The sequence below is a fragment of the Pseudomonas sp. GM74 genome (genome assembly GCF_000282455.1).
In the GTDB taxonomy this organism is placed as follows: domain Bacteria; phylum Pseudomonadota; class Gammaproteobacteria; order Pseudomonadales; family Pseudomonadaceae; genus Aquipseudomonas.
Map to the genome: position 1 here is coordinate 1 of NZ_AKJG01000153.1, position 21634 is coordinate 21634.

Below are 21634 nucleotides of genomic sequence, written 5' to 3' on the forward strand. Positions count from 1 at the left end.
CAATTCAATCGGCTGAGTCCTGGCGAACGCGAACGCCTGCATTACCCAAGTCCATCTGGTACTGGAAAAACAACAGCTGGCCGAACAGGTTCTGGCGCAACCCGCCCCCAATTGATCGGGGGAGAAATGTCGGGTATTGGTATTCGCCATTTGAGAATGTCCGTGGATTTATGCTGACGTTTCAAGACTTTCCTTACAGGCGGTGATGCCTGCATCGTGCTAGCTACGCAAGGTGTGGCGGGTACCCGCCGAAGAGGCGCGGACTACTCCTTTCGCACGCTCTCAGTACCAGGTGTTCGTACGTACCAAGGACGCTGTATACGCAGCACCAACCGGTCGATCTGCGGCACCAGCAGGTTGGCGGCTAGCACGGCGAAGCAGAGACCATCGGCATAAAGCCCGAATTCGCGAATCAATTCAGTCAACGCGCCAATGGCCGCGCCGAAGAGGATGCGACCGGCGCGTGTATCGGGACTGGTGACCGGATCGGTGGCGATGAAGAAGGCAGTGAAGAGATAGCCGCCGAGACTGAGGCTGTACAGGCTTTCCTGTAGGCTATGGCCGGCTGCCATGCACAACAATGCTGTACTCGCGAGCATCGCCAGCGGAATCTCGATTCGGATCACCCGCAGGGCTGCCAGTAGCAAACCGCCGGCAATGTAGCCGTACCCCGACAGATTGGGGGTGATCAGTGTGAACTGGTTCTTGGCCAACTGAGTGGCGCCGGCGAACGCATCGAGGTCAAGGCGTGGCGCCAGCTGCAACTGTTGTAGAAGAACCGCCTTGGCGTCCAGAGTGAGAGTCCAGGGGGCATAGTTCGAAGGCGCAGGGTACAACTGCTGGTAGAAGCAGATAGCGATGATCCCCAGGCCAACCATGGCGGGGTTGAGGCGGTTGCGACCCAGGCCTCCACTGCCGTGTTTACACAGTGCGAGCGCGGCAAAGCTGGCCAGGGCGATCATCCACAGCGGCACCAGCAGCGGCAATGCCCGAGCCAGTATCAGGCCTAGTACCAGCCAGCTCAGGTCGCTCAAACCTTCGCGAACATTACGTCCGCGCAGGCGCAGCAGGCCGGCTTCGAAGCCCAGGGCGAGCAGTACGCACCAGAAGGTCTGCAACCAGACCACGATGCCAAATTGCCAGGCGTACAGGGCGGTGCCCGGCAGGAGACACAGGCTGACCAGCAGCATTATTGTGCGCAGTTGTCGGTGCGCGGTAGAACGGAGTATGAGGCTCATGCACGTAGCTCCGTCTTGCTCTGGCGGAAGCGTTCGCGCAGCGGCAGATTGCTCGGGCAGGTGCTGCTGCAGCTGCCGCATTCGATACAGGCATCCAATCGCAGTTCCTGCAGGCTGGCCTTGTCAAGGCGTTCGGCAGCAGCGTAGAGATCCAGCGGTCTGAGCGACATCGGGCAGACATCCACGCAGCGCGTACAGCGAATGCAACTGCCTGCGGGCTGAGGTGCCGGCAAGTAGCGCTCGGCGCCGAATATCAGGCAACTACTGGTCTTGCTGATGACGGCAGTGGGGTCCGGTAGCGGCTGTCCCATCATCGGCCCGCCGACCTGGGTCAACTGGCCTTCGGGGGCCGCGCCAGCAACTGCGCGCAGTGCGCTGACCGGGTAACCCACCGGCACCAGGACATTCCCGGGGCGCTCGCAGTCCCCGGTCAGCGTCAGCACGCGTCTTACCAGTGGTTCGCCGTGGAAGACGGCCCGGCCCAGTGCGTAGAGCGTTGCGACATTCAGCGCCAGTACGCCGATATCGGCGGGCAGGGTCCCGGGCGCCAGATTGCGGCCACTAAGGGCCTTGATCATCAACGGCTGCCCTCCTGCCGGGTAACGCGCCGCAAGCGGACATATCTCGACCCGGGTGCGCGCCTGGCGAGCGGCGGCGCGTAACGCGGCAATCGCCTCAGGTTTGTTGGTTTCGATACCGAAGCGCGTCAGTGTTACTCCCATCAGGGTGGCGACATAGTCGGCGTACTCGATCAGCGCCTCGGCACGTTCGCGCATGAGACGGTCATCGCAGGTAAGGAAGGGCTCGCATTCGGCACCGTTGATCAGCAGAAGATCGGGCTGCCGGGCGCCGGCCAGCTTGAGGGCCGTCGGGAAACCCGCCCCGCCAAGACCGACTATGCCCATCTGCAATGCTCGTTCGACCAGCGCCTCGGGCGTTTGCGGTAGCCCCGGCACTGGCCGTTCGATCCACTCATCCAGACCATCTGCGTTCAGAATGACGGCCATGATCGGCCCGGCCGAGTCGGCCGCGAAGGCGAGATCAATGCGTTCCACGATGCCGGAGGTGCTGGCATGCACCCAAGGGGTGTTGTCATCGCCAATACCGATCACCTCGCCCTTGCGCACATGCTGTCCCGGCTGCACGCAAGGCTGGACGGACCGGCGACCGCGCTCGAGCGGAATCGCCAGCTGTATGTTTGCAATCGGGACCGAGGCAACCGGTGTGGCGTTGGATAATTCTTTGTAGCCCCTGAGCTCGATCCCTCCGTGCCAACTACGCTGTGAGGGTGAGGCGATGGCCAGCAGGTTGCGCCAGAAGGGTTTCTGTTGCGGCTGACGCTGGGCGCGGACGCGGCTCTGCATGCGCTCGACGCTCTGCAACGAATGGTCAGACATTTTCTGTCCTCCAATTTTTGGGCAAAAAACACCCCTGTGCGCTAATGCACATAATGGTTTTTTTGCTTCCAGGACGTTGAGCGAAAAGGGAGGGGGACAATTGATCACCCCGCAACTCAGAGTGTCGAGTGGAGGTTTTGTTCGCTTTTTGACCAGCCTTGCTGATGAGCGGTAGGTCATCCCACGCGGGAGCGTGGGAACGATGTCAGGCCGTGATCGGGGCGGGTAGCGCCTACGTGCGGGGCGTGCCGGGCGCTATTTCCGGTAATGCAGCTTTAATCTCTTGTAAGCAGTGGTGCCCGCAGTTTGGGTAGAAAAGCGCGCCGCGGCCTGGATCTGAGAGGTGTTGATTGATGCGCGTAAGCCTGCTGGTGATGCTGTTGACGCTGCTGTATGGCTGTGGCGAACGGATCGAGCGCGTTTCCGGACCGACCATGGGGAGCACTTATTCGATCCAGTACGTACCCGCCGCGCAGACGCCCGACTCGCAGCGAGTAAAGGCCGAAGTCGAGACGATACTCGGGGCGCTCGACCAGCAGTTTTCCAACTGGCGCGGCGACTCCGTGGTTTCTCGCTTCAACGATCTGCCAGCCGGCGCCTGTCAGGCGTTGCCGGAAGATATGCATCGTTTGCTGGCGTACGGTGAGATTCTGTTCCGCGAGAGTGGCGGAGCTTTCGACCTGACGGTGCAGCCATTGATGAACCTCTGGGGCTTCGGTCCGCAGTCTCGGGGGGAGCACCTGCCGGATGCTGGCGCGCTGGCACGGGAGCGGGCACGGGTAGGGCATCAGCACTTGCGCCTGGATGGCGAAAAGCTTTGCAAGGATGTGGCAGCGCAACTGGATTTCGACAGCATGGTCGCCGGCTATGCGGTGGATCGGGTCGGCGATAGGCTTTCGGCCCTGGGTATCCAGGCCTATCTGGTCGAGATCACCGGCGAACTCAAGGCGGTCGGCCGCAAGCCGGATGGCTCACCCTGGCGCATCGCCCTGGAGGTGCCGAGCGGCGCAAGCGAGCAGCAAGTGGAGCGCGCCATTGCACTGGATGGCTACAGCGTTTCCACCTCCGGCGATTATCGCAACTATTTCGAGGAAGGTGGCCAGCGCTATTCGCACACCTTCGATCCACGTGTCGGCAGGCCGGTCAAGCACGCGCTGGCGGCAGTGACGGTGGTCGACCCCTCGGGGCTGCATGCCGATGGCTTGTCTACGCTGTTGATGGTGCTCGGCCCGGAGGAAGGCTATGCCTTCGCCGAGCGACATGACCTCGCGGCCTATTTCATCATGCGCCAGGGGCAGGGTTTCGTTGCCCGGGCGACGCCGCGATTCGAGTCATTGTTTCCCGTGCAGGGCAAGACGAAGCAGTAGTTGAAGGAAGCCTCGCCTACCGGTCGACCAAGCGCTAATGCGCAGCGCACAGGATGGTGTCGTGGTGCTGTCCATCGCTGGAGGCGAATCAATGCGACTGTCCGCTTCTGGCCGATTGTGTTGAAAAAGTCGATATTGATATCCTCATCCGTTCTATTGGACTGGTTCTGGATAGATGCTCATGTTGACTGGCTTGAACCATTTTACGTTGGCGGTTGTGAACCTCTCTCGCAGTATCGAGTTTTATGTGGCTCTACCCGGCTTTAGATTGGCTGCCCGCTGGGAGACGGGGGCTTATCTTTCCCTCGGTGATCTCTGGCTTTGTCTGTCATTCGATGAGAGCCGTGCGGCGGAAAAACAGCCTGATTACACCCACTATGCGTTTTCGGTGGGGCAGGATGATTTTGAAGAAGTCACCGCCTACTTGCGGCTTCGTAACGTTATTGAATGGAAATCCAATTCGAGCGAAGGTAACTCGTTTTATTTTTCGGATCCCGATGGGCATCGCCTGGAAGTGCATGTAGGCAGCCTGGCTTCAAGGCTCGAGCAATGCCGGCGCCAGCCGTATGCAGGTATGGAGTTCTTTGACTGACCGTTTTTGTCCTCTGCGCAGCATTGATCAATGGTTGCGATAGCGTTCGGTCAAGGACTGCACGAGGGTGACGTAGGATTGCGTCTCGGCGTAGGGAGGCACCCCGTTGTACTCGACCACGGACGCTTCGCCGGCGTTGTAACCTGCCAACGCCAACACCTGGTTGCCGTTGAAGCGCTTGAGCAGCCAGGCCAGGTAGCGCACGCCGCCACGAATGTTCTGTCGTGCGTCGAACGGATTGTCCACGGCGAAGCGCTCGGCGGTGGCGGGCATCAACTGCATCAGCCCCTGGGCGCCGGCTTCGGAAATGGCGTTGGGGTGAAACGCCGATTCGGCATGTATCACTGCGCGGACCAGCGCCCGGTCGACACCATAATGACCCGAAGCGGCTTCGATCTCCCGCCGATAGGATTGGGTGTCCAGGCGCAGTGAGGTGACCTTGAAATCCTTCGGCGCCCTGCACAGATAACAGCCCTTGATGTAATAGAGCTCAAGGACATCGACCCGTGCGGAAATCCCGACGGGGCGCCGGCTCACATATTGACGAACCCCCCTGTGGATGAAGGTGAACACCCGAACCCGCACCGCGCCTGGGCTGTCGTCCCGTACAAGCCGGGGCAGGGCCATTGCCTTGGCGCCGACACCTGCGCCCGCCATGCCATTGAGGCGAGTGCAGCGGGCGCTGGCGATGGCCTGGCTGCTGTAGCTGATGGCACCGTCCCTGGCTTGGCACTTGTACATGGCGCTGGCGCACAGTGGAGCGACCAGCAAGGTCAGCTCGATGCAGCCAAGAAGGCTCTTGCGAGCCCATCGCCATGCACTGGAACTCATCACATCGCTCCGCGCCGCAGGCGCCGATCAGGCTTGGGGCGCCTGGCCCGGGCGCTGCCTTTGGAGGGCCTATTCCGGGTGACCCGCCTTTTGTTCTGATAGTTATACCCCTTGTAACCGGCCTTGGAACTTGCATTGACGTACGGGCTGCCGGCGTTCCCAGGCGAGGCGCAGACCTGATTGCTCGCACGACGCGTCGTCCCGGCTTGCCAGGGCCGGGCGCAAGTCCGAACCTCTGGGCCGATGGCTGCCTGTTGCCCGGATGCAAAATGGTCAACAGGCGCCAATGGCTATCGGCTGAAACGTTCGGCCAGGCTGTGCAGGTAATCGGCCATGACTTCAAGATCCTGGCTGATCGCCGCGCCTTGCTTGGCCTGCCCGGCGCTGTGATCGCACAGTTGGGCAATTCGCGTGATCTGTTGATTGATATCTTCAGCCACGTGACTTTGCTCTTCAGACGCCGAGGCCATCTGCTGGCTCATGCCGGTAATCCGGGTGACGGCCTGGCTGATGCCGACCAAAGCCGACTGCACCGCCTCGACACTTTGCATGCTTTCGCGGGAAATCTGCTCGCCACGATTGGCCGTTGATACGGCACGATCGGCACCGACATACAGTGAAGCGATGATGCCGTGGATCTGTTCGGTGGAGGTGCGGGTGCGTTGGGCAAGGGAACGCACCTCGTCGGCAACCACGGCAAAACCGCGTCCTTGCTCGCCGGCCCGGGCCGCCTCGATGGCCGCGTTGAGCGCCAGCAGGTTGGTCTGTTCGGCAATGGAGGTGATGACATCCACGACACTGCCGATCGATTGCGTTTCGCTCGCCAGTGCATTGACCGCCTGGCCAATCTCGTTGACTGCCTCGTGCATGGTTTTCATGGCGCTCAGGCTTTGTCGGGCCAGTTCACTGCCGTCACGGGTCAACTGGTCAGCTTCCGAGGCGGCATGTGCGGTGCTGATGACGTTTTGCGTGACTTCCTGAATGGTGGCGGCCATCTGTGAAATGGCGGCGGCAGACTGATCGGTTTCACTGCGCTGGCGATCGAGCGACTGCGCCTGGGAGCCCGAGAGTTCGGATGACTGCGCCGCCTTGGCCTTGACATTGACCCCGGCATCGACGAGCCGGCTCAGGGCAGTCTGCAAGCGCGCTTCCTCACTGACCATGGCCATGTCCAGTTGCCCCTGGGGGCCGTGGTTATCGCTATAGGTGAGCGCGACCAGCGGATCGGAAAAGGCTTTAGGATGCTCGGCCAGGGTGCGCTCGATGGCCCTGCGATTTCGGGATTCGATCAGGTACCAGGCAACCCCCAGGCTCGCGACCAGGACCCCTTGTGCCGCCGTTGTCGGTAGCCACTGACTACCCAGCAGTGAAACCCCGCCAGCCATCAATAATGGCCACCCCTGTTGCAGTGGCCGGAAAATCCGCGCGCTCAGCGAAACGATCGGCTTGCCGGCCCGCATCCTGGAGTAGAGTACTGACGCCCGACGAACCTGGTCACGGCTGGGCACCGAGCGGACCGACTCATAACCACTCATGCGTCCGTTTTCATAGATGGGCGTGACGTAGGCACTGACCCAATAGAAGTCACCATTCTTCGAGCGGTTTTTCACAATACCCATCCAGGGTTTGCCTTGCTTGATGGTGTGCCACATATGCATGAATACCCCGGGTGGCATGTCGGGGTGTCGAACCAGGTTATGGGTCTGACCAACCAGTTCGTCGTAGGTGAAACCGCTGATGGCAACAAAGGCGTCATTGCAGTAGGTGATGCGGCTATCCAGATCGGTCGTGGATATCAATCGCTGTTCGGTGGGGAAAACTCTTTCATGCTCGGTTACGGGTAAATTCACACGCATACAATGCGACCCCTCGGATTATTATTATGTTGAGCATATAAATCGGAAATGCGCCCAGGCATTGCGCCGGCCGGGCCAGGCGTCAGATCGGGGGATTCAACGCGCGGGCCTGAAGAGGAATTTATGGACGGGGGAGGCTATCGACCCTTCATTCGACGACAATTTCTTTTCATTTCATGACAAACCAGCGATATCAATGTGAAATCATTCGCCCTCTATACAGGGCAGGTGCGTGGCATTGCGGGCAAGCCATGGACAAAGGCGGCAATCTGCTTGCTGTTGCATAGATGCACCACAGGAATTTGCGGGCCTGTGGCCAGGCGCACCGCCTCGATACCCGGGCGGTAACCTTGATCGAAATACCATACAAAGTTCAGAAAGGTCAGGAACGCCCGGTCGAGCTTCTCTGGGCAACCGGCCGCGAGGTCAGGGCGAGGGCGCTTGCTGATGCTGCGCAGGATCACTCGGGCGAAGCAGGTCAGTCGCGGCGTATCGAGCCAGATGACCAGGTCGGCCCGGGGCAGGCGAAGGTCAAAGGTGCGCCGGGCATAGTTGCCTTCACAAATCCAGGCATCCGCGGCGATCGCTGCGCTGACCCGCGCGCGGAACTGCTCCGCGTCGGGTTCGATCCAGCCGGGCTCCCAGAACAAGGTGTCGAGATGCACCACGGGCAGGCCCAGACGCTTGCCGAGGGCGCGGGCGAGGGTGGATTTGCCGCTACCGCAATTGCCTAGAATTACAATCCGTTGCATGAGTGACGTCCTGTCGCGAAAAAAGCCGGCAATTGTGCAGGGTTCTGACGGCCAGTCAACGGCCTCTGAGGGAAACCCCGCTTACATGACGCCTGCCGGCTCGTTTCGTGTTGTCAGGCGGATGCGCCCACGCCCTCGGGTTTCTCCTGCGCCGCAATGTCATGCAGGGAAATCGTTGAAGTCTCCGGTAATGCCAGGCCGCCCGCCAATGCGAGCAATGCAATCGCAATCAGGTAGAACGCCGGCGACAGGTTGCTGCCTGTGGTGCTGATCAGCCACGTCGCCACCAGCGGCGCGGTGCCGCCGAACAGGGTGTACGCCATGTTGTAGGTGATAGCCGACGCGGTGTACCGAGTACGGGTCGGGAAGGTTTCCGAGAGCAAGGCCGCGGTGACTACGCCACACAACACCGCGCCAACCGCCAGGAGCATGACGCCGACGATGGACGCTGCGAACGACCCGGAACTGGCCATCAGGAACGATGGATACACGACCACCATCAACAGCGCGCAAGCGGTCATCACCGTGACTCGGCGCCCGACCCGATCCGAATACAACCCGGCCAGCGGGCAGATCGCCGCGGCAAACAGCAATGCAATCAGTGACACCAGCAAGGCTGCTGCGCGACTCAGGCCACCGGCCACTTGCAGGTAGGTCGCGAAGTAGGTGGTGAACATATAAAACGAAAGTGCGGTGAGTGACACAAAAGCGCCCAGGCAACAGATCGCCGCACCATGGTTGCGCAAGGTTTCCTTGAGTGGGGAGTGTGCGACAGCATGTTCCTGAGTCACTGCCTGGAATGCCGGTGTCTCATCGAGCTTCCAGCGCAAGTAAAGCCCCACCAGGCCCAGGGGCGCGGCAATCAGGAACGGCAGGCGCCAGCCCCAGCTCCCCATGGCTTCGGCGGACAATGACGCCTCGAGCGCGTAGGCCACCACGGCGGCTGCGGCGAAGGCGGAAAATGTCGACACCGGAATGAAGCTGCCGTACCAGGCGCGTTTATCACTCGGTGCATGCTCCATCAGGTAGGCACAGGCACCTGCGTATTCTCCGCCGGCGGAAAAGCCCTGGGCGCAGCGGATCAGGGACAGTAGGATCGGCGCCATGACCCCGATCGCCGCATAAGTGGGCAGCAGACCGATCAAGGTCGTGGCACCGGCCATCAGCAGGATGGTCATCGCGAGGGTGCGCTTGCGACCGATCCTGTCGCCCAGCATGCCGAAGAAAATCCCGCCAAGGGGCCGAAACGCAAAGGCCACGGCGAATACCGCAAAGGTCTTGAGCAGCGCGGCACTGGCATCGCCGCTGGGGAAGAATTGCTGGGCGATGGTCGTGGCCAGAAAACCGTACACGGCAAAGTCGAACCACTCGACGAAATTGCCGATCCCTGCGGCCACAATCACTCTTCTCAGCGTCTGTGGGCTGACTTGTTCCATAGTTGCGCTCGTCATGCTTGACCTCGACAGTTCGTCAGTAAGCTATCGATTATCGGGGCAGGCACTGAGGTGGCTCACTTCAAAAGTGTCATCCACATAGTCAGTACCGACTTCATGCCGTTGAGTCAGGCATGATTCGCGCCAGATTGGCCGAGGGAGAGAAAAGGGCAATTTTTTTGCAAATTTGAAAAGCGTCGAGGGTATTGTCGGTCGCAGGGATCAGATCAATCAGAAGGGATGAAGATGACATTGACTGCCGAAAGCCTGGTCAGGATCGCAATGGCCAATCCGCTAAACGCGGAAATTTCCACTCGCTTGCCTGAGTTCGGTGTGAACCAATGCCTGCTCACGGCCGGCTGCCTGTTCCAGGCCGTCTGGAATCATCAGGCACAGCGACCGCCAGGGTGGGGCGTGAAGGATTACGACGTCTTTTATTTCGATGATGACCTGTCGTGGGAAGCGGAGAATGAGGTCATCCAGTCAGGTCTGCGTCTGTTCCAGGACCTCGACGTGAACATTGAGATCAAGAATCAGGCCCGCGTCCACCTGTGGTACGGCCAGCGCTTTGGCGGGGATTATCCAAGGCTTCAGTCGGCTAAAGACGGGATTGACCGCTACCTGGTTGCCGGCACCTGCATTGGCCTGGATATCGAAACTGGCGAGGTCTATGCGCCCAACGGCCTGAGCGACACAGAGCACGGGCTACTTCGAATCAATCCAAAAAACCCCAAGCCAGAGTTGTTCGATCAGAAGGCGAAAAGTTATCAGGCTCGTTGGCCCTGGCTCAGGATCGTGGAACAGCAACGTTGAATCGGGCCAGTAAATTTAGCTGGTATCATTCAAGAATTACTGGCTGAGTAGAACAACATGAACCGTCAAAAGAAACTAAAGCAGCTGTTCAAGGCTAAGGCCAAAAAAGCCAGTGCCAAACTGGCACCGAAGAGCAAGCCTAAATACATTTGTAAAGCGGACCGATTGAAGCTGGCTGCACAAACCAGTGACGAGTCGACCATCGCCTCTGAGAGCTGATTCAGGTCGGACCGCGTAGACGTGGTCGACCCCATCCTTCAAGTCGAAGCCGCTTCGCGGCTTTGAATGGCCAGATCCCCCTCCCTACATTTCTCGAATATTGCCCTTTTTTTCCTGGCGGCAGCATGTCGTTTGCGGTCTTGAAAACGGCGCCGTCGGACATCCGACCCGGCCAGGTGCCCGATCCCGAGGCCGAAGGGCCGTTCAATTTGCGACAGGTTACATTTCTGTTAACGACCCAATGATTTCGGTTTTAAATTTTATCTATTTGATTTTTAAGGAAATAATCTACTTCCTATGTGTGTTTTTACAGTATTTTCTGTGTATACATAAAAAATACAAAGCATTGACGACACCCGAAACCCGTGCGAATCTGAATTCAACAACAAGCCGTAACCGCTGATTTGACTGCCTCGGGAGGTCATTGTGAAAAACGGCAAGAGCACTCTTTATGACGACCTCAAGCGTCAGATCCTCACGATGGAACTGGATCCGGACGAGGCGCTGGATGAGGTTGCCATCAGCGAGCGGTACGGGCTTTCGAGAACCCCGGTACGGGAAGTGTTTCGACGTCTTGCCGGTGAGGGGTACATCGATATCAGGGAGAACCGCGGTGCCAGGGTGATACCCATGAACCACTCGACACTGCGAAACTTTTTCCTGGTGGCTCCCATGGTGTACGCCGCGATAGGTCGCCTGGCCGTTCAGAATTTCAAGGCTCAGCAGCTGGTTGACCTGAAAGAAACGCAACGCCGTTTCCGTGCTGCGACGGTGTCCCGCGACGCCCTGATGATGGTGGTGGAAAACAATCGCTTCCACGCAATCATGGGTGAAATGTCAGGTAATCAGTACCTTGAACCCAGCCTCGAAAGATTGCTGATTGATCACGCGCGGATTGGCCATACATTTTTTCGCCCTCGTGATGAGGACATGGAACAACGACTACAGCTTTCCGCAGAGCATCATGATTCTTTTATTGAAGCCATTGAGCGTCGTGACGAAAACGCTGTAGTTGACCTGGTCTTTGAGCATTGGGAGCTCTCCCGCGAGAACATGGAAATGTTTATCGCCCCCCATGGAATGAAAGCAGACCTGCCATCTCCATTTAAATAATACCGCTCCTCGCTTGATTGGCTTGAGGATCGATACAAGTTGATGCCGCAGAAACTAAGGCATTGAATATCAATCCGGTTACGAATTGATAGGCAACAACAACTGAAACAGAGGGTGAGCTTATAGCTGTGCACCACGGGCCTCTATTGTTTAGAGACTAATATAAAAAGTATTAACGTAGGTCGAGAAACGCCATGAAGAATATTTGGAAGGCAGTCTGCGCGGTCGCGATGATGGGCATGGTAATGCTGCCTGGTCACGCGGAAGAAAAAACAATCACCATGGGCACGTTGACCTGGGAAGACTTGACACCCATTACCGGTATTACCAAAAAGGTACTTGAGGATTCCGGTTATAGCGTAAAAGTCATCGAGTTTTCCGAGTGGGGTATCGCTTATGCCGCTCTGACCAAAGGTGATATCCAGGTACTTGCCTCACAAACCGACTACGCGGCGAATGACTACTGGAACAAAAACAAGAACCGCCTGGAAAAACTCTCTCCGGTTTCCTATGGCCTTTACCAGGCGATCGCCGTACCTAAATACGTCGACATCGACTCAATTGAACAACTCAATGACAACGCCGAGAAGTTTGGCAACAAGATCATCGGCATCGAACCAGGTTCGGGCTTGATGAATGACGCGAGCAAGGCGGTCAAGGACTACGGAATCAAGTTGCAACTGCTCGAAGGCAGTACCGCTGCCATGACAGCCGCATTGAAATCGGCAGTCGATCGTAAAGAGTGGGTTGCCGTCACTGTGTGGGAGCCATCATGGATGGCGCAGAAGTTCGACCTGAAGTTCCTCAAGGATCCAAAAGGCGTTTTCCCACCACCACAAGGTTACTACTGGATTGGCCATAAAGACTTTTCAAAGGAATACCCACGTGCACGTGAAGTAATGGCCAGCGTATACGTGCCGATTTCAGATATCACTGCAATCAACGGTGAAGTGAAGGACGGCAAGACCATGGAGCAAGCCATTCAGGGCTGGACCGATGGGCACGCTGATCTGTTGAAGCGCTGGGAAAACATAAAGAAGTAAACAGCACCTTTTTAAACGCCGCTGCCGCCCTTTGATTCATTAGAAAAACCAGAAAAACTGGTTCGACGGGTACGAAAAATGACAACGCCCAACATTGATACCAACGAAGTGCTGATAGATTGCCAGTCAGTCTGGAAAATCTTCGGGAAAGCCGCACCTGCTGCGATGAATGCCGTCGTTCAGCAGGGGCTCACCAAGACTCAGATCCTGCAAAACTACGGCTGCGTGGTCGGGGTCTCGGATGTCAGTCTCCAGGTTCGCCGGGGAGAGATCTTCTGCATCATGGGATTGTCAGGCAGTGGCAAATCTACCCTGATAAGGCTGTTGAACAAACTCATCACACCCAGCGCCGGAAAGATCGTCGTCAAGGGTAAAGAGCTCTCGTCGTTGAGTGCCGCACAACTGCGTGAGGTGAGGGCACGTCATATCGGCATGGTTTTTCAGAGCGTTGCGTTGCTGCCTAACCGTACGGTCCTGGAGAACACGGCGTTTGGCCTGGAAGTGCAAGGCGTGGGTAAGGCCGAGCGCTACAAGGTCGCCGAGCAGGCCTTGGCCAAAGTAGGTTTGAGCGACTGGACGTCACGCTACCCCAGTGAACTGTCTGGGGGCATGCAACAACGGGTAGGGCTGGCCCGGGCGATCACCGCAGACCCGGAAGTGATCCTGATGGATGAGCCTTTCAGTGCACTCGACCCGTTGATTCGCCGGCAGTTACAGGATGAGTTCCGGCAACTGACCAAGGAACTGGGCAAGTCTGCTGTATTCATTACCCACGACCTGGACGAAGCGATTCGTATCGGTGACCGGATCGCGATCATGAAGGACGGCGCGATCATTCAGGTGGGTACGGCCGAGGAGATCGTGCTCAACCCGGCGGACGATTACGTCGCGGAGTTTGTCGCCGGAATCTCCAGATTGCATTTGGTCAGGGCAGGCTCTGTCATGACGCCCGTCGAGCCGTTCAAGGTAGCGAACCCCGGCTGCGACATCGCCAGGCTCACCAAAACCACGGTCGATGCGGATATCAACGAGCTTATCGGCCTGACGATGAAGTCCGAGCGCGACGCACTCGCTGTGGTCGATAACGCAGTGGTGGTGGGGATCATTACCCCGCGGGATTTGCTGCGTGGCGTCCAGGGCATTCCCAACGAGTTCGCGGTATCGAAGGCCGCCACTGCACTGGAGGCGTCGACATGAGCACGCCTGACTTTTCCAACCAATTCGATTCGGTCGTCGACTCGAGCCTTGAATGGCTGATGGACAATGGAGAGTCCGTGTTCGACACGACCAATGGGTTTTTGAAGGGCGTTTACGAAGGCGTGCAGTGGTGCATTGCCTACCCACCTTACTATGTCATTGCGATTGTCATTGCCCTGATCGGCTGGCGCGCAGTGGGGGTGCGTTTCGCGATCTTTACCGGACTGGCCTTGTTGTTTTGCGATGTCATTGGCCTATGGCCAGAGACAGTCAGTACCCTTGCCCTGGTGCTTACCGCTACCGTGCTTGCCCTGGTGGTCGCGATTCCACTGGGCGTACTGGCGGGGCTGGCGCCTTCGTTTGATCGGGTGGTGGATCCGTTCCTGGATCTGATCCAGACCATGCCGCCCTACATCTACTTGCTGCCGGCCATTGCGTTACTGGGCTATGGCACTGCCACGGCACTGTTGGCGACTTTTATCGTGGCTGTGCCACCCGCCATGCGCCTGACCTCCCTGGGGATTCGCATGACGCCAAAAGAATTCATCGAGCTGGGGGACGCCAGCGGTGTCACCGGGTGGCAGATGTTTTTCAAGATCCGCCTGCCGTTTGCCATGCCAAGCATCATGGCCGGGGTCAATCAAAGTCTGATGATGGCCTTCGGCATGGTGGTCATCGCCGGCATCGTCGGTTCCGGCGGCCTGGGTGAATCGATCTATGGCGCTGTTCGCACGCTGGACATCGCCAAGTCGATCAATGCCGCCATTGCCATCGTGATCCTGACCATGATTCTGGATCGATTGGCGCAGAGTGCCGCGCGTTCCCGGATGGGAGAATCGAAATGACTGTTGCAGAAATCCATTTTTCACCAGGCGCATTCCTCGCACCCGCAGTGGATTGGCTCAACGCCAATTTGCACGGGCTGTTCAAAGTCATCAGTCAGGTGATCGAAGCGGTACTGGGCGGGGTTGAGGGTGCATTGCTTGCGCCGCATCCCTATGCCCTGATCGGTGGGGTAGTGGTGTTGGCATTCTTTTTCGCCAACAAAAAAGTGGCCCTGTTTGCCGGGTTGATGTTGGCATTCTGTCTGTTCTCCGGGCTATGGGTCGCGTCCATGCAGACCATTGCCCTGGTCTCGGTTGCGGTGCTGATTTCGGTATCCATAGCCTTTCCGCTTGGTGTACTGGCGGCACGGGTGAAACGGGTCGACGAGGCATTCTTGCCGATCCTCAACATCATGCAAACCGTACCGCCTTGGGTTTACCTGATCCCGGCCGTGATGCTGTTCAGCCTGGGACGGGTGCCCGCGATCATTGCGACCATCGTCTACGGCATTCCACCGATGCTCAGATTGACGACCCTTGCCTTCAAGCAACTGCCCAAGGAATTCCTTGAGCTGGGCCAGGCCATTGGTGCTTCGCCGAGGTCGATCCTGTTCAAGATCGAATTGCCGACTGCCGCGCCGACGCTATTGGTGGGACTGAACCAATGCATTCTCTTGTCTCTGGCAATGGTGGTGTTGGCAGGTCTGGTGGGGGCGGGAGGTCTTGGTGCTGAAGTCACCCGAGGCCTTACAAGGATGGAGATGGGGTTGGGCCTGCGTGCCGGCCTGGCGATTGTCGCTGTCGCACTCCTTCTGGATCGGCTGTCTCGTGGCGCGTTGCAGCGCCACTCCCCGCGCAAGCTCGTGTGAGAGATTTTCAGAATGAGACGTAGCTTTTTTTGTGTCGATTCCCATGCGTGCGGGAACCCGGTTCGCGTCGTCACGGGTGGCGGGCCATTGCTGCCATCCGTGTCGATGGCGGAGCGACGTGAAATCTTCGTTCGAGATCATGACTGGGTGCGCACGGCATTGATGTTTGAGCCACGTGGTCACGACATCATGTCCGGCGTGATCATCTATCCGTCTTCCCGCGAGGATTGCGACTTCGGTGCCTTGTTTATCGAGGTCAGCGGGTGCCTGCCCATGTGTGGGGCAGGCACCATCGGGTTGTCCACGGTTGTCATTGAGGAAGGCCTGGTCACACTTCGCGAACAAGGTCGGCTGGCCATCGAGACACCGGCAGGCCGCGTGGATGTCGACTACACCATGAACGGTGAATATGTTGACTCGATCCGCCTGTTCAACGTGGCCAGTTATCTGCACAGTGCCGATGTGGTGGTGGATGTGCCTGGCGTTGGCGAGCTTGTCGTAGACATTGCCTACGGCGGTAATTTTTACGCGGTGGTCGAGCCGCAGGAAAACTGGCCGGGTTTGAATGAATTGACCACCGCAGACATCGTCAGTCTGAGTCAAAAGCTGCGCACCGCCTTGGCTGAAGTCAGTGATCCCGTGCATCCAGAGAACAGCAGGATCAGCGGCGTTCACCATGTCATCTGGTGTGACGAGGAACACTCGACGGCAGCAGACGGGCGCGGTGCAGTATTCTACGGTGACAAGGCGATTGATCGCTCGCCCGGCGGCACAGGTACTTCGGCACGAATGGCGCAACTGTTTGGCAAAGGTCGGTTGAAGGTCGGGCAGATATACCGCAACGAAAGCCTGATCGGTACGATCTTCGAAGGAAAAGTCGAAGCATCGGTGAAAGTGGGAGCGTTTGACGCAATCAGGCCGAGTATCGGTGGCTGGGCGCAAATCACCGGGCACAACACCATTTTTGTCGATGACAAGGATCCGCTTCGTCATGGCTTCCAGCTTGCGTAACCAGGCAGGAGTGATGTCAGGATGAGGGGCTTCTCAACGCTACCAATGACGCATTCTCGAACGTAAAAGAGTGGATTGAAGATTGATCGAAAGACGGCAGTTTAGCGGAGGCATGAAGGGGAAGAATCTTCGCTATGTGAATGACAACCCCAACCAGCCGACGCAAATGGTTCGAGCGGGATTCCTGTTGCTTGAGCACTTCTCGCTACCCGCGTTCACCCAGGCGCTGGATACGATTGTCACCGCCAATCTACTGCGTCCCAAGCTGTTCTCGTCCCAGACGTTCGGCTTGAACGACGGGGAGGTCGTCAGTGACTTGGGGCTGGTCATCCGGCCAGATGCCCGTATCGATTGTTCGGTACTTCAAGACCTGGACCTTCTGGTCATTTGTGGCGGTTACCGGACAGAGCTCAGGGCTGGCGATGAGTTCATACAGTTACTGAAGACCGCCGCGGGCCTGGGCATCACGCTCGCCGGATTGTGGAATGGCGCATGGTTCCTGGGGCGCGCCGGATTGCTTACTGGCTACCGGTGCGCCATTCACCCCGAGCATCGCCCCGCACTGGCCGAGTTCTGCAAGGCGACACAGGTCAGCAGTGAGCCCTATGTGATTGACCGAGACCGGCTCACAGCCTCCAGTCCCTCCGGGGCCTTCCACATGGCGCTGGACTGGATCAAAGGGCTGCACGACAAAGCACTGGTCGAAGGCATCGAGGATATTCTCGCTTTTGAAGAGTCGCGCTACCGGCGCATCAAGCCGACAGAAAACATCTGTTTGAGTGCACCGCTACGGGAAGTGGTCAAGCTGATGGATGCGAACCTCGAAGAACCCCTGGAACTGGAGCAACTGGCGGCCTACGCCGGCCGTTCACGCCGCCAACTCGAACGCCTGTTCAGGGAGCAGTTGGGCACTACGCCGCAGCGCTATTACCTGGAGTTGCGCATCACCGAAGCGCGTCGGCTCCTGCAGCATACCGAGCTCTCGCAAGTCGATGTGCTGGTTGCCTGCGGCTTTGTTTCACCCAGCCATTTCAGCAAGTGCTACAGCTCCTACTTTGGCTATCGCCCCTCGAAGGAAGTCCGACTGGTCAAGTAAAGAAGCAGCAACCGCCATTCGTGAGGCGAACACGCTCAGGGATATACCTGGGCCGTGTCACGACGATCACCCTCCTGATTTCGCAAGCGAAGCGGCCCTGACGCCTGTTTTCGCCAAAATCCGGCGCTCCGACGCCACCCCATATCCGCGTCTCCCAAACCATCCATCGCCTCGGTATGAAGGCTGTTTTGAATGTGTATTTTAATTGTAGACACAAAGAATAATGTTGTTTTATAGTGAGAATACAGGTAGTAGACAGCGCTCACTCACCCGTACAAAGGTTTCTAATAAATGGCTACCAAAGAACTCGATCTGCAGGCCACCGCGGATCTGCCCGTTGACCGTAAAGCTGTGCTGGGAGAGGCGTTGCGTCGCCGGATCCTGAGCATGGAGCTGGCACCTGGCGCAGTCGTTGACGAACTGGCCTTGTGCGACGAGTTCGGCCTGTCCCGACCACCTGTGCGCGAGCTGATGCGGCAGATGGCGGCCGAGGGATACATCGATCTTGAAGCGAACCGTGCCGCCCGCGTGTCGTCGATGAGCTACCAGTCGCTCAGAAGCTTTTTCCTGGCGGCACCGTTGATTTACATCGCCACCACCCAATTGGCGGCTGCCCATGCAACGCCATCGGAGATTGCAGAGCTCAAACGCATCCAGGCGTTCTTCCGCACAGCCATCGAAGAGAAAGATGTAGAGAAGCGCGTGCTCTATAACGACGAGTTCCATTTGCAGATCGGCAAGATGGCGCACAACGCTTACTTGATGCCAAGCCTGCAACGCTTGCTGATTGACCATGCGCGGCTGGGGAAGATCTTCTATCGCCATCCCACGACAGTGGATATGCAAGCAGACCTGGAGGTCGCAGCACAACAACATGACGACATGATCAGTGCCATTGAAAACCATGATCAGGTTTTGGCGGGCGACATCGTGCGAGCGCATCTGGAATTGTCGCGCCGCCGAATGTCCGAGTACGCCGCGCCGGAAGGGCTGGATGTAGCACTTACCTACTAAAAAGCAGTACCGATGCCACTTGCATGAACCGTGTGATGAGAACGTGCAGAAGGGACGCTTTTAGTCATTACAAATATAAAAGAGCCCAGGTCGCGAAAAATGGCAAAAATCAGATACACACCTGCAGATGACTCTACATGCGGCTGGTTCCACCTAAGCCTGCCGAGAGTGGCCCGTCCGTCACACTCCGGCATCCGCTCGGCCCGCTGGGTCGTGCTGGGTGCCGGGTTTACCGGGCTTGCGGCGGCCCGCCAATTGGCGCTGAACTTTCCGGATGACGAGATTGTTTTGATCGAAGCCCAGGAGGTTGGTTACGGGGCCTCCGGCAGAAATGCCGGTTTCGCCATCGACCTGCCACACGATATCGGTGCCGATGACTATATCGGCGATATCAAGACGGCAAAAATCAGCATGGCGTTGAACCTGACAGGGCAACACATTCTGAAGAGTCTCGTGGAAAAACACCGGATCGACTGTCAGTTCCGCTTGTGTGGGAAGTACCAGGCTGCCATTGAAGACCGGGGTATCGCGGTTCTGGATGCTTATCGCCGTGGCCTGGACAAGCTCGGTCAAGATTACGAAGTGATCGAAGAGAAAGACTTGCCGGATCACATCGGCACGCCTTTCTATCGCAAGGCGTTGTTCACCCCGGGGACGGCACTCATCCAACCGGCCGCCTTGGTCAAAGGCCTGGCCGACAGTCTGCCGGCCAACGTGACGCTTTATGAAAACACGCCGATTACCGACGTGGAGTATGGCGACAAAACCATCCTCACCCATAAGAACGGTCGTATTGTCGCGGACAAGTTGCTGCTGACCAATAACGCGTTCGCCATGAGCTTCGGCTTTCTGAAAGGGCGCATGCTGCCGATCTTCACCTACGGCAGCCTGACCCGGCAGCTGACGGAAGAAGAGCAGGCACGTCTGGGAGGCCGACCTTATTGGGGTGTTATTCCTGCCGACCCTTTCGGCACCACATTGCGCCGGACAACGGATAACCGCCTGTTGGTGCGTAACAGCTTCAGCTTCAATGCCGACGGACGCAGCCATCAGAAATACCTGGAGCGGTTTATCCAGCGACACAAGGATTCGTTCGATCGCAGATTCCCCATGCTCCCCGATGTCAATTTCGAGTACACCTGGGGCGGTTCGCTGGCATTGTCGCGCAACCACATGGCGCACTTCGGGCAACTGGCCAACAACGTCTACGGTGCACTCTGCTGCAATGGACTGGGTGTAACCCGTGGCACGGTGACAGGAACCTTGTTGGCGGACTGGCTGGCAGGCAAGAAGGACCCGCTTATCGATTTTCTATTGTCGTCCCCAGGGCCTAATAGAAACCCACCGGAACCCTTACTTTCAGCAGGCGTGAATATGAACTTGCTGTGGGGACAGTGCCGGGCAGGGAAAGAAAGCTGATTGCGCAACACTCTGACAGGAAAGTTAAACGTTAAATAATTGGTTCGAAGTTTTTAGCTTATTGGTTAGTCCATTAAGGCTGATGGTTTCTTATCGAGGCGGCTTTGATTCGCCCGGATTTTGGGTTTGCGCTTCAGCCATCTGAATGACCGAAGCGAAATAGGAGACAATAATGACAAGTCCTAATACCTCTATTGAGGATGTTCCTCTCAATAATTTTCACCGTTTGCTGACAGCCCGTTCCGGGGGCGGGTCATTTGTAGACGGTTATGTACTGAGCATTATCGGTATAGCGATGATGCAAATAACATCCGCTCTGAACTTGTCGGAGTTCTGGCAAGGAATGATTGCCGCATCGGCACTCATGGGGGTGTTTTTTGGTGGTTTCATCGGTGGCTGGTTGACCGACAGGCTGGGTCGAAAAAAGGTTTATTTCGTTGGTCCTACGCTGTTCATCGTTTGTTCGTTGGCACAGTTTTGGGTCGAATCCGCGCCAGTGTTGTTCGCCCTCAGATTTATCATCGGTCTGGCGGTGGGTATTGAATACCCGGTGGCCACGTCGTTGTTGGTCGAGTTCCTGCCGAAGAAACAACGCGGCCCCAGGCTCGCGGCGCTGACCATCCTGTGGTTTGCCGGTGCGGCGTTTGCCTATGTTGTTGGCACTTCAATCCTCAATGTGGGTGGGGATGACGCCTGGCGTTATGCCCTGGCGAGTGCCTCCGTCATCGGGCTGTTGCTGCTATTGCTGCGCGTCGGTACCCCTGAGTCCGCGCGCTGGCTCTTGAGCAAGGGTCGCGAGGTTGATGCCGAGCGCGTGATCAAGCATGTGTACGGTCAGCACTATTCGCTTCGAGATCTTCCTGAAGAGCCAGACCAGAAGAAAATGTCATTCCGGGATTTGCTTCACTCCGGGTATGGGAAACGCTTGTTCTTTGTTTCCATCTTCTGGTCCTGCTCGATCATTCCTGTTTTTGCAGTCTATGCCTTCGCCCCCAAGGTCCTCCTGGCGTTGAATCTGAAAGGGGAGTGGGCTTCTTACGGTTCCATGATCATCACCATGCTGTTTGTTGTGGGTTGTGTACTCGCGACAAGGCTGATCAACACGATTGGCCGGCGCTGCATGCTGATTCACAGCTTCCTATGGTCGGGTCTGGCGCTGTTGGGGTTGGCGACTTTTTCACACAGCAATGAAGTGCTGGTGCTCTTCCTGTTCGGCGCCTATGCGGTCTTTATCGGTGGAGCACAAGTTCTGCAGCTTGTTTATCCCAACGAGTTGTTCCCTACAGAGATAAGAGCATTTGCCGTAGGCATCGGAACTTCTCTTTCCCGTGTGGGAGCAGCAGTTGGCACTTACCTGGTACCTGTTTCGCTACAGACGTTGGGTATCGGCAACACGATGTATGTGGCCGCTGTGGTCACCTTTATCGGCCTGATGGCGGCTTGGGCCATGGCACCTGAAACACGTTCGTTGAACTTGCGCGACGCAGCGGCGCTGAGCAGTTGAGAAGTTGAGAAGTTGAGAAGTTGCAACTGAGCCGTAGGCAATGAGT

At 57.5% G+C, this 21634-nt stretch carries 19 protein-coding genes and 2 pseudogenes; 14 read left to right on the plus strand and 7 right to left on the minus strand.

All coding sequences use genetic code 11. The features are described 5' to 3' along the window. Nucleotides 1-263: 263 nt before the first annotated feature. Both PMI34_RS03625 and rsxC read right to left on the minus strand, forming a co-directional pair. Nucleotides 264-1238 (minus strand): RnfABCDGE type electron transport complex subunit D, encoded by a 975-nt coding sequence (locus PMI34_RS03625; RefSeq protein ID WP_008053373.1) that lies wholly within the window; start codon nucleotides 1236-1238, stop codon nucleotides 264-266. Continuing rightward, on the minus strand, nucleotides 1235-2635 hold the full coding sequence (gene rsxC / locus PMI34_RS03620) for an electron transport complex subunit RsxC (protein ID WP_008053374.1): 1401 nt from the start codon (nucleotides 2633-2635) through the stop codon (nucleotides 1235-1237). Before rsxC ends, PMI34_RS03625 begins: the two co-directional genes overlap by 4 nt. A gap of 353 nt (nucleotides 2636-2988) precedes the next feature. On the opposite strand from rsxC, the gene PMI34_RS03615 reads away from it, so the two are divergent. Together PMI34_RS03615 and fos are read left to right on the plus strand one after the other, a co-directional pair. After that, on the plus strand, nucleotides 2989-4002 hold the full coding sequence (locus tag PMI34_RS03615; protein WP_008053375.1) for an FAD:protein FMN transferase: 1014 nt from the start codon (nucleotides 2989-2991) through the stop codon (nucleotides 4000-4002). A 181-nt stretch (nucleotides 4003-4183) separates the two neighbouring features. Next, entirely contained in the window at nucleotides 4184-4594 is a 411-nt protein-coding gene (gene fos / locus PMI34_RS03610) for a fosfomycin resistance glutathione transferase (protein WP_008053376.1), read from the plus strand. A gap of 27 nt (nucleotides 4595-4621) precedes the next feature. On the opposite strand, the gene PMI34_RS03605 is transcribed toward fos, so the two are convergent. The 5 genes and pseudogenes from PMI34_RS03605 to PMI34_RS03590 all read right to left on the minus strand — a co-directional run bounded on the left by PMI34_RS03605 (nucleotide 4622) and on the right by PMI34_RS03590 (nucleotide 9484). Continuing rightward, nucleotides 4622-5425, minus strand: a complete 804-nt coding sequence (locus PMI34_RS03605; protein ID WP_008053377.1) for a lytic transglycosylase domain-containing protein — start codon at nucleotides 5423-5425, stop codon at nucleotides 4622-4624. 290 nt (nucleotides 5426-5715) lie between these two features. Continuing rightward, nucleotides 5716-6690 (minus strand): annotated as a pseudogene (locus PMI34_RS29810) (methyl-accepting chemotaxis protein); the annotation flags it as partial. Between the two features lie 282 nt (nucleotides 6691-6972). After that, nucleotides 6973-7281, minus strand: a pseudogene (locus PMI34_RS29815) (PAS domain-containing protein); the annotation flags it as partial. A gap of 215 nt (nucleotides 7282-7496) precedes the next feature. Beyond that, nucleotides 7497-8033 (minus strand): hypothetical protein, encoded by a 537-nt coding sequence (locus PMI34_RS03595; protein WP_008053379.1) that lies wholly within the window; start codon nucleotides 8031-8033, stop codon nucleotides 7497-7499. Nucleotides 8034-8146: 113 nt separating this feature from the next. Beyond that, a complete protein-coding gene (locus PMI34_RS03590) occupies nucleotides 8147-9484 on the minus strand; it encodes an MFS transporter (RefSeq protein ID WP_008053381.1) in 1338 nt (445 codons plus the stop codon). Nucleotides 9485-9712: 228 nt separating this feature from the next. Here PMI34_RS03590 and PMI34_RS03585 point away from each other — a divergent pair, with 228 nt between their 5' ends. The 12 genes from PMI34_RS03585 to PMI34_RS03535 all read left to right on the plus strand — a co-directional run bounded on the left by PMI34_RS03585 (nucleotide 9713) and on the right by PMI34_RS03535 (nucleotide 21588). Next, nucleotides 9713-10279 (plus strand): nucleotidyltransferase family protein, encoded by a 567-nt coding sequence (locus PMI34_RS03585; protein WP_032829893.1) that lies wholly within the window; start codon nucleotides 9713-9715, stop codon nucleotides 10277-10279. Between the two features lie 57 nt (nucleotides 10280-10336). Further along, nucleotides 10337-10498, plus strand: coding sequence for a DUF2986 domain-containing protein (locus PMI34_RS28460; RefSeq protein ID WP_008053384.1), 162 nt, complete (start codon nucleotides 10337-10339; stop codon nucleotides 10496-10498). 426 nt (nucleotides 10499-10924) lie between these two features. Continuing rightward, entirely contained in the window at nucleotides 10925-11611 is a 687-nt protein-coding gene (locus PMI34_RS03580) for a GntR family transcriptional regulator (protein WP_008053386.1), read from the plus strand. A gap of 194 nt (nucleotides 11612-11805) precedes the next feature. Continuing rightward, nucleotides 11806-12654 carry a glycine betaine ABC transporter substrate-binding protein gene (locus PMI34_RS03575; protein WP_008053387.1) on the plus strand — a complete coding sequence of 283 codons (849 nt, stop codon included), beginning with the start codon at nucleotides 11806-11808 and terminating at the stop codon, nucleotides 12652-12654. Between the two features lie 78 nt (nucleotides 12655-12732). After that, nucleotides 12733-13851: a quaternary amine ABC transporter ATP-binding protein gene (locus PMI34_RS03570; protein ID WP_008053388.1), complete on the plus strand. Its 1119-nt coding sequence runs from the start codon at nucleotides 12733-12735 to the stop codon at nucleotides 13849-13851. After that, a complete protein-coding gene (locus PMI34_RS03565; protein WP_008053389.1) occupies nucleotides 13848-14696 on the plus strand; it encodes an ABC transporter permease in 849 nt (282 codons plus the stop codon). The genes PMI34_RS03570 and PMI34_RS03565 overlap by 4 nt, the downstream gene beginning before the upstream one ends. Further along, nucleotides 14693-15544, plus strand: a complete 852-nt coding sequence (locus tag PMI34_RS03560; protein WP_008053390.1) for an ABC transporter permease — start codon at nucleotides 14693-14695, stop codon at nucleotides 15542-15544. The genes PMI34_RS03565 and PMI34_RS03560 overlap by 4 nt, the downstream gene beginning before the upstream one ends. Nucleotides 15545-15556: 12 nt before the next feature. Beyond that, nucleotides 15557-16555 (plus strand): 4-hydroxyproline epimerase, encoded by a 999-nt coding sequence (locus PMI34_RS03555; protein WP_008053391.1) that lies wholly within the window; start codon nucleotides 15557-15559, stop codon nucleotides 16553-16555. 112 nt (nucleotides 16556-16667) lie between these two features. Beyond that, nucleotides 16668-17651 carry a GlxA family transcriptional regulator gene (locus PMI34_RS03550; RefSeq protein WP_008053393.1) on the plus strand — a complete coding sequence of 328 codons (984 nt, stop codon included), beginning with the start codon at nucleotides 16668-16670 and terminating at the stop codon, nucleotides 17649-17651. 291 nt (nucleotides 17652-17942) lie between these two features. Continuing rightward, nucleotides 17943-18665, plus strand: a complete 723-nt coding sequence (locus PMI34_RS03545; protein WP_008053394.1) for a GntR family transcriptional regulator — start codon at nucleotides 17943-17945, stop codon at nucleotides 18663-18665. Between the two features lie 99 nt (nucleotides 18666-18764). After that, nucleotides 18765-20084, plus strand: coding sequence for an NAD(P)/FAD-dependent oxidoreductase (locus PMI34_RS03540; RefSeq protein ID WP_008053395.1), 1320 nt, complete (start codon nucleotides 18765-18767; stop codon nucleotides 20082-20084). Nucleotides 20085-20256: 172 nt separating this feature from the next. Then, complete coding sequence (locus tag PMI34_RS03535; RefSeq protein ID WP_008053396.1) at nucleotides 20257-21588, plus strand: MFS transporter; 1332 nt, start codon at nucleotides 20257-20259, stop codon at nucleotides 21586-21588. Nucleotides 21589-21634: the final 46 nt, after the last annotated feature.

Coding starts and splice junctions, on each gene's coding strand:
- PMI34_RS03560 (WP_008053390.1), top strand. CDS start 14,693: ATGACTGTTGCAGAAATCCATTTTTCACCAGGCGCATTCCTCGCACCC.
- PMI34_RS03570 (WP_008053388.1), top strand. CDS start 12,733: ATGACAACGCCCAACATTGATACCAACGAAGTGCTGATAGATTGCCAG.
- PMI34_RS03555 (WP_008053391.1), top strand. CDS start 15,557: ATGAGACGTAGCTTTTTTTGTGTCGATTCCCATGCGTGCGGGAACCCG.
- PMI34_RS03590 (WP_008053381.1), bottom strand. CDS start 9,484: ATGACGAGCGCAACTATGGAACAAGTCAGCCCACAGACGCTGAGAAGA.
- PMI34_RS28460 (WP_008053384.1), top strand. CDS start 10,337: ATGAACCGTCAAAAGAAACTAAAGCAGCTGTTCAAGGCTAAGGCCAAA.
- rsxC (WP_008053374.1), bottom strand. CDS start 2,635: ATGTCTGACCATTCGTTGCAGAGCGTCGAGCGCATGCAGAGCCGCGTC.
- PMI34_RS03585 (WP_032829893.1), top strand. CDS start 9,713: ATGACATTGACTGCCGAAAGCCTGGTCAGGATCGCAATGGCCAATCCG.
- PMI34_RS03545 (WP_008053394.1), top strand. CDS start 17,943: ATGGCTACCAAAGAACTCGATCTGCAGGCCACCGCGGATCTGCCCGTT.
- PMI34_RS03605 (WP_008053377.1), bottom strand. CDS start 5,425: ATGAGTTCCAGTGCATGGCGATGGGCTCGCAAGAGCCTTCTTGGCTGC.
- PMI34_RS03535 (WP_008053396.1), top strand. CDS start 20,257: ATGACAAGTCCTAATACCTCTATTGAGGATGTTCCTCTCAATAATTTT.
- PMI34_RS03615 (WP_008053375.1), top strand. CDS start 2,989: ATGCGCGTAAGCCTGCTGGTGATGCTGTTGACGCTGCTGTATGGCTGT.
- fos (WP_008053376.1), top strand. CDS start 4,184: ATGTTGACTGGCTTGAACCATTTTACGTTGGCGGTTGTGAACCTCTCT.
- PMI34_RS03550 (WP_008053393.1), top strand. CDS start 16,668: ATGAAGGGGAAGAATCTTCGCTATGTGAATGACAACCCCAACCAGCCG.
- PMI34_RS03565 (WP_008053389.1), top strand. CDS start 13,848: ATGAGCACGCCTGACTTTTCCAACCAATTCGATTCGGTCGTCGACTCG.
- PMI34_RS03595 (WP_008053379.1), bottom strand. CDS start 8,033: ATGCAACGGATTGTAATTCTAGGCAATTGCGGTAGCGGCAAATCCACC.
- PMI34_RS03540 (WP_008053395.1), top strand. CDS start 18,765: ATGGCAAAAATCAGATACACACCTGCAGATGACTCTACATGCGGCTGG.
- PMI34_RS03625 (WP_008053373.1), bottom strand. CDS start 1,238: ATGAGCCTCATACTCCGTTCTACCGCGCACCGACAACTGCGCACAATA.
- PMI34_RS03575 (WP_008053387.1), top strand. CDS start 11,806: ATGAAGAATATTTGGAAGGCAGTCTGCGCGGTCGCGATGATGGGCATG.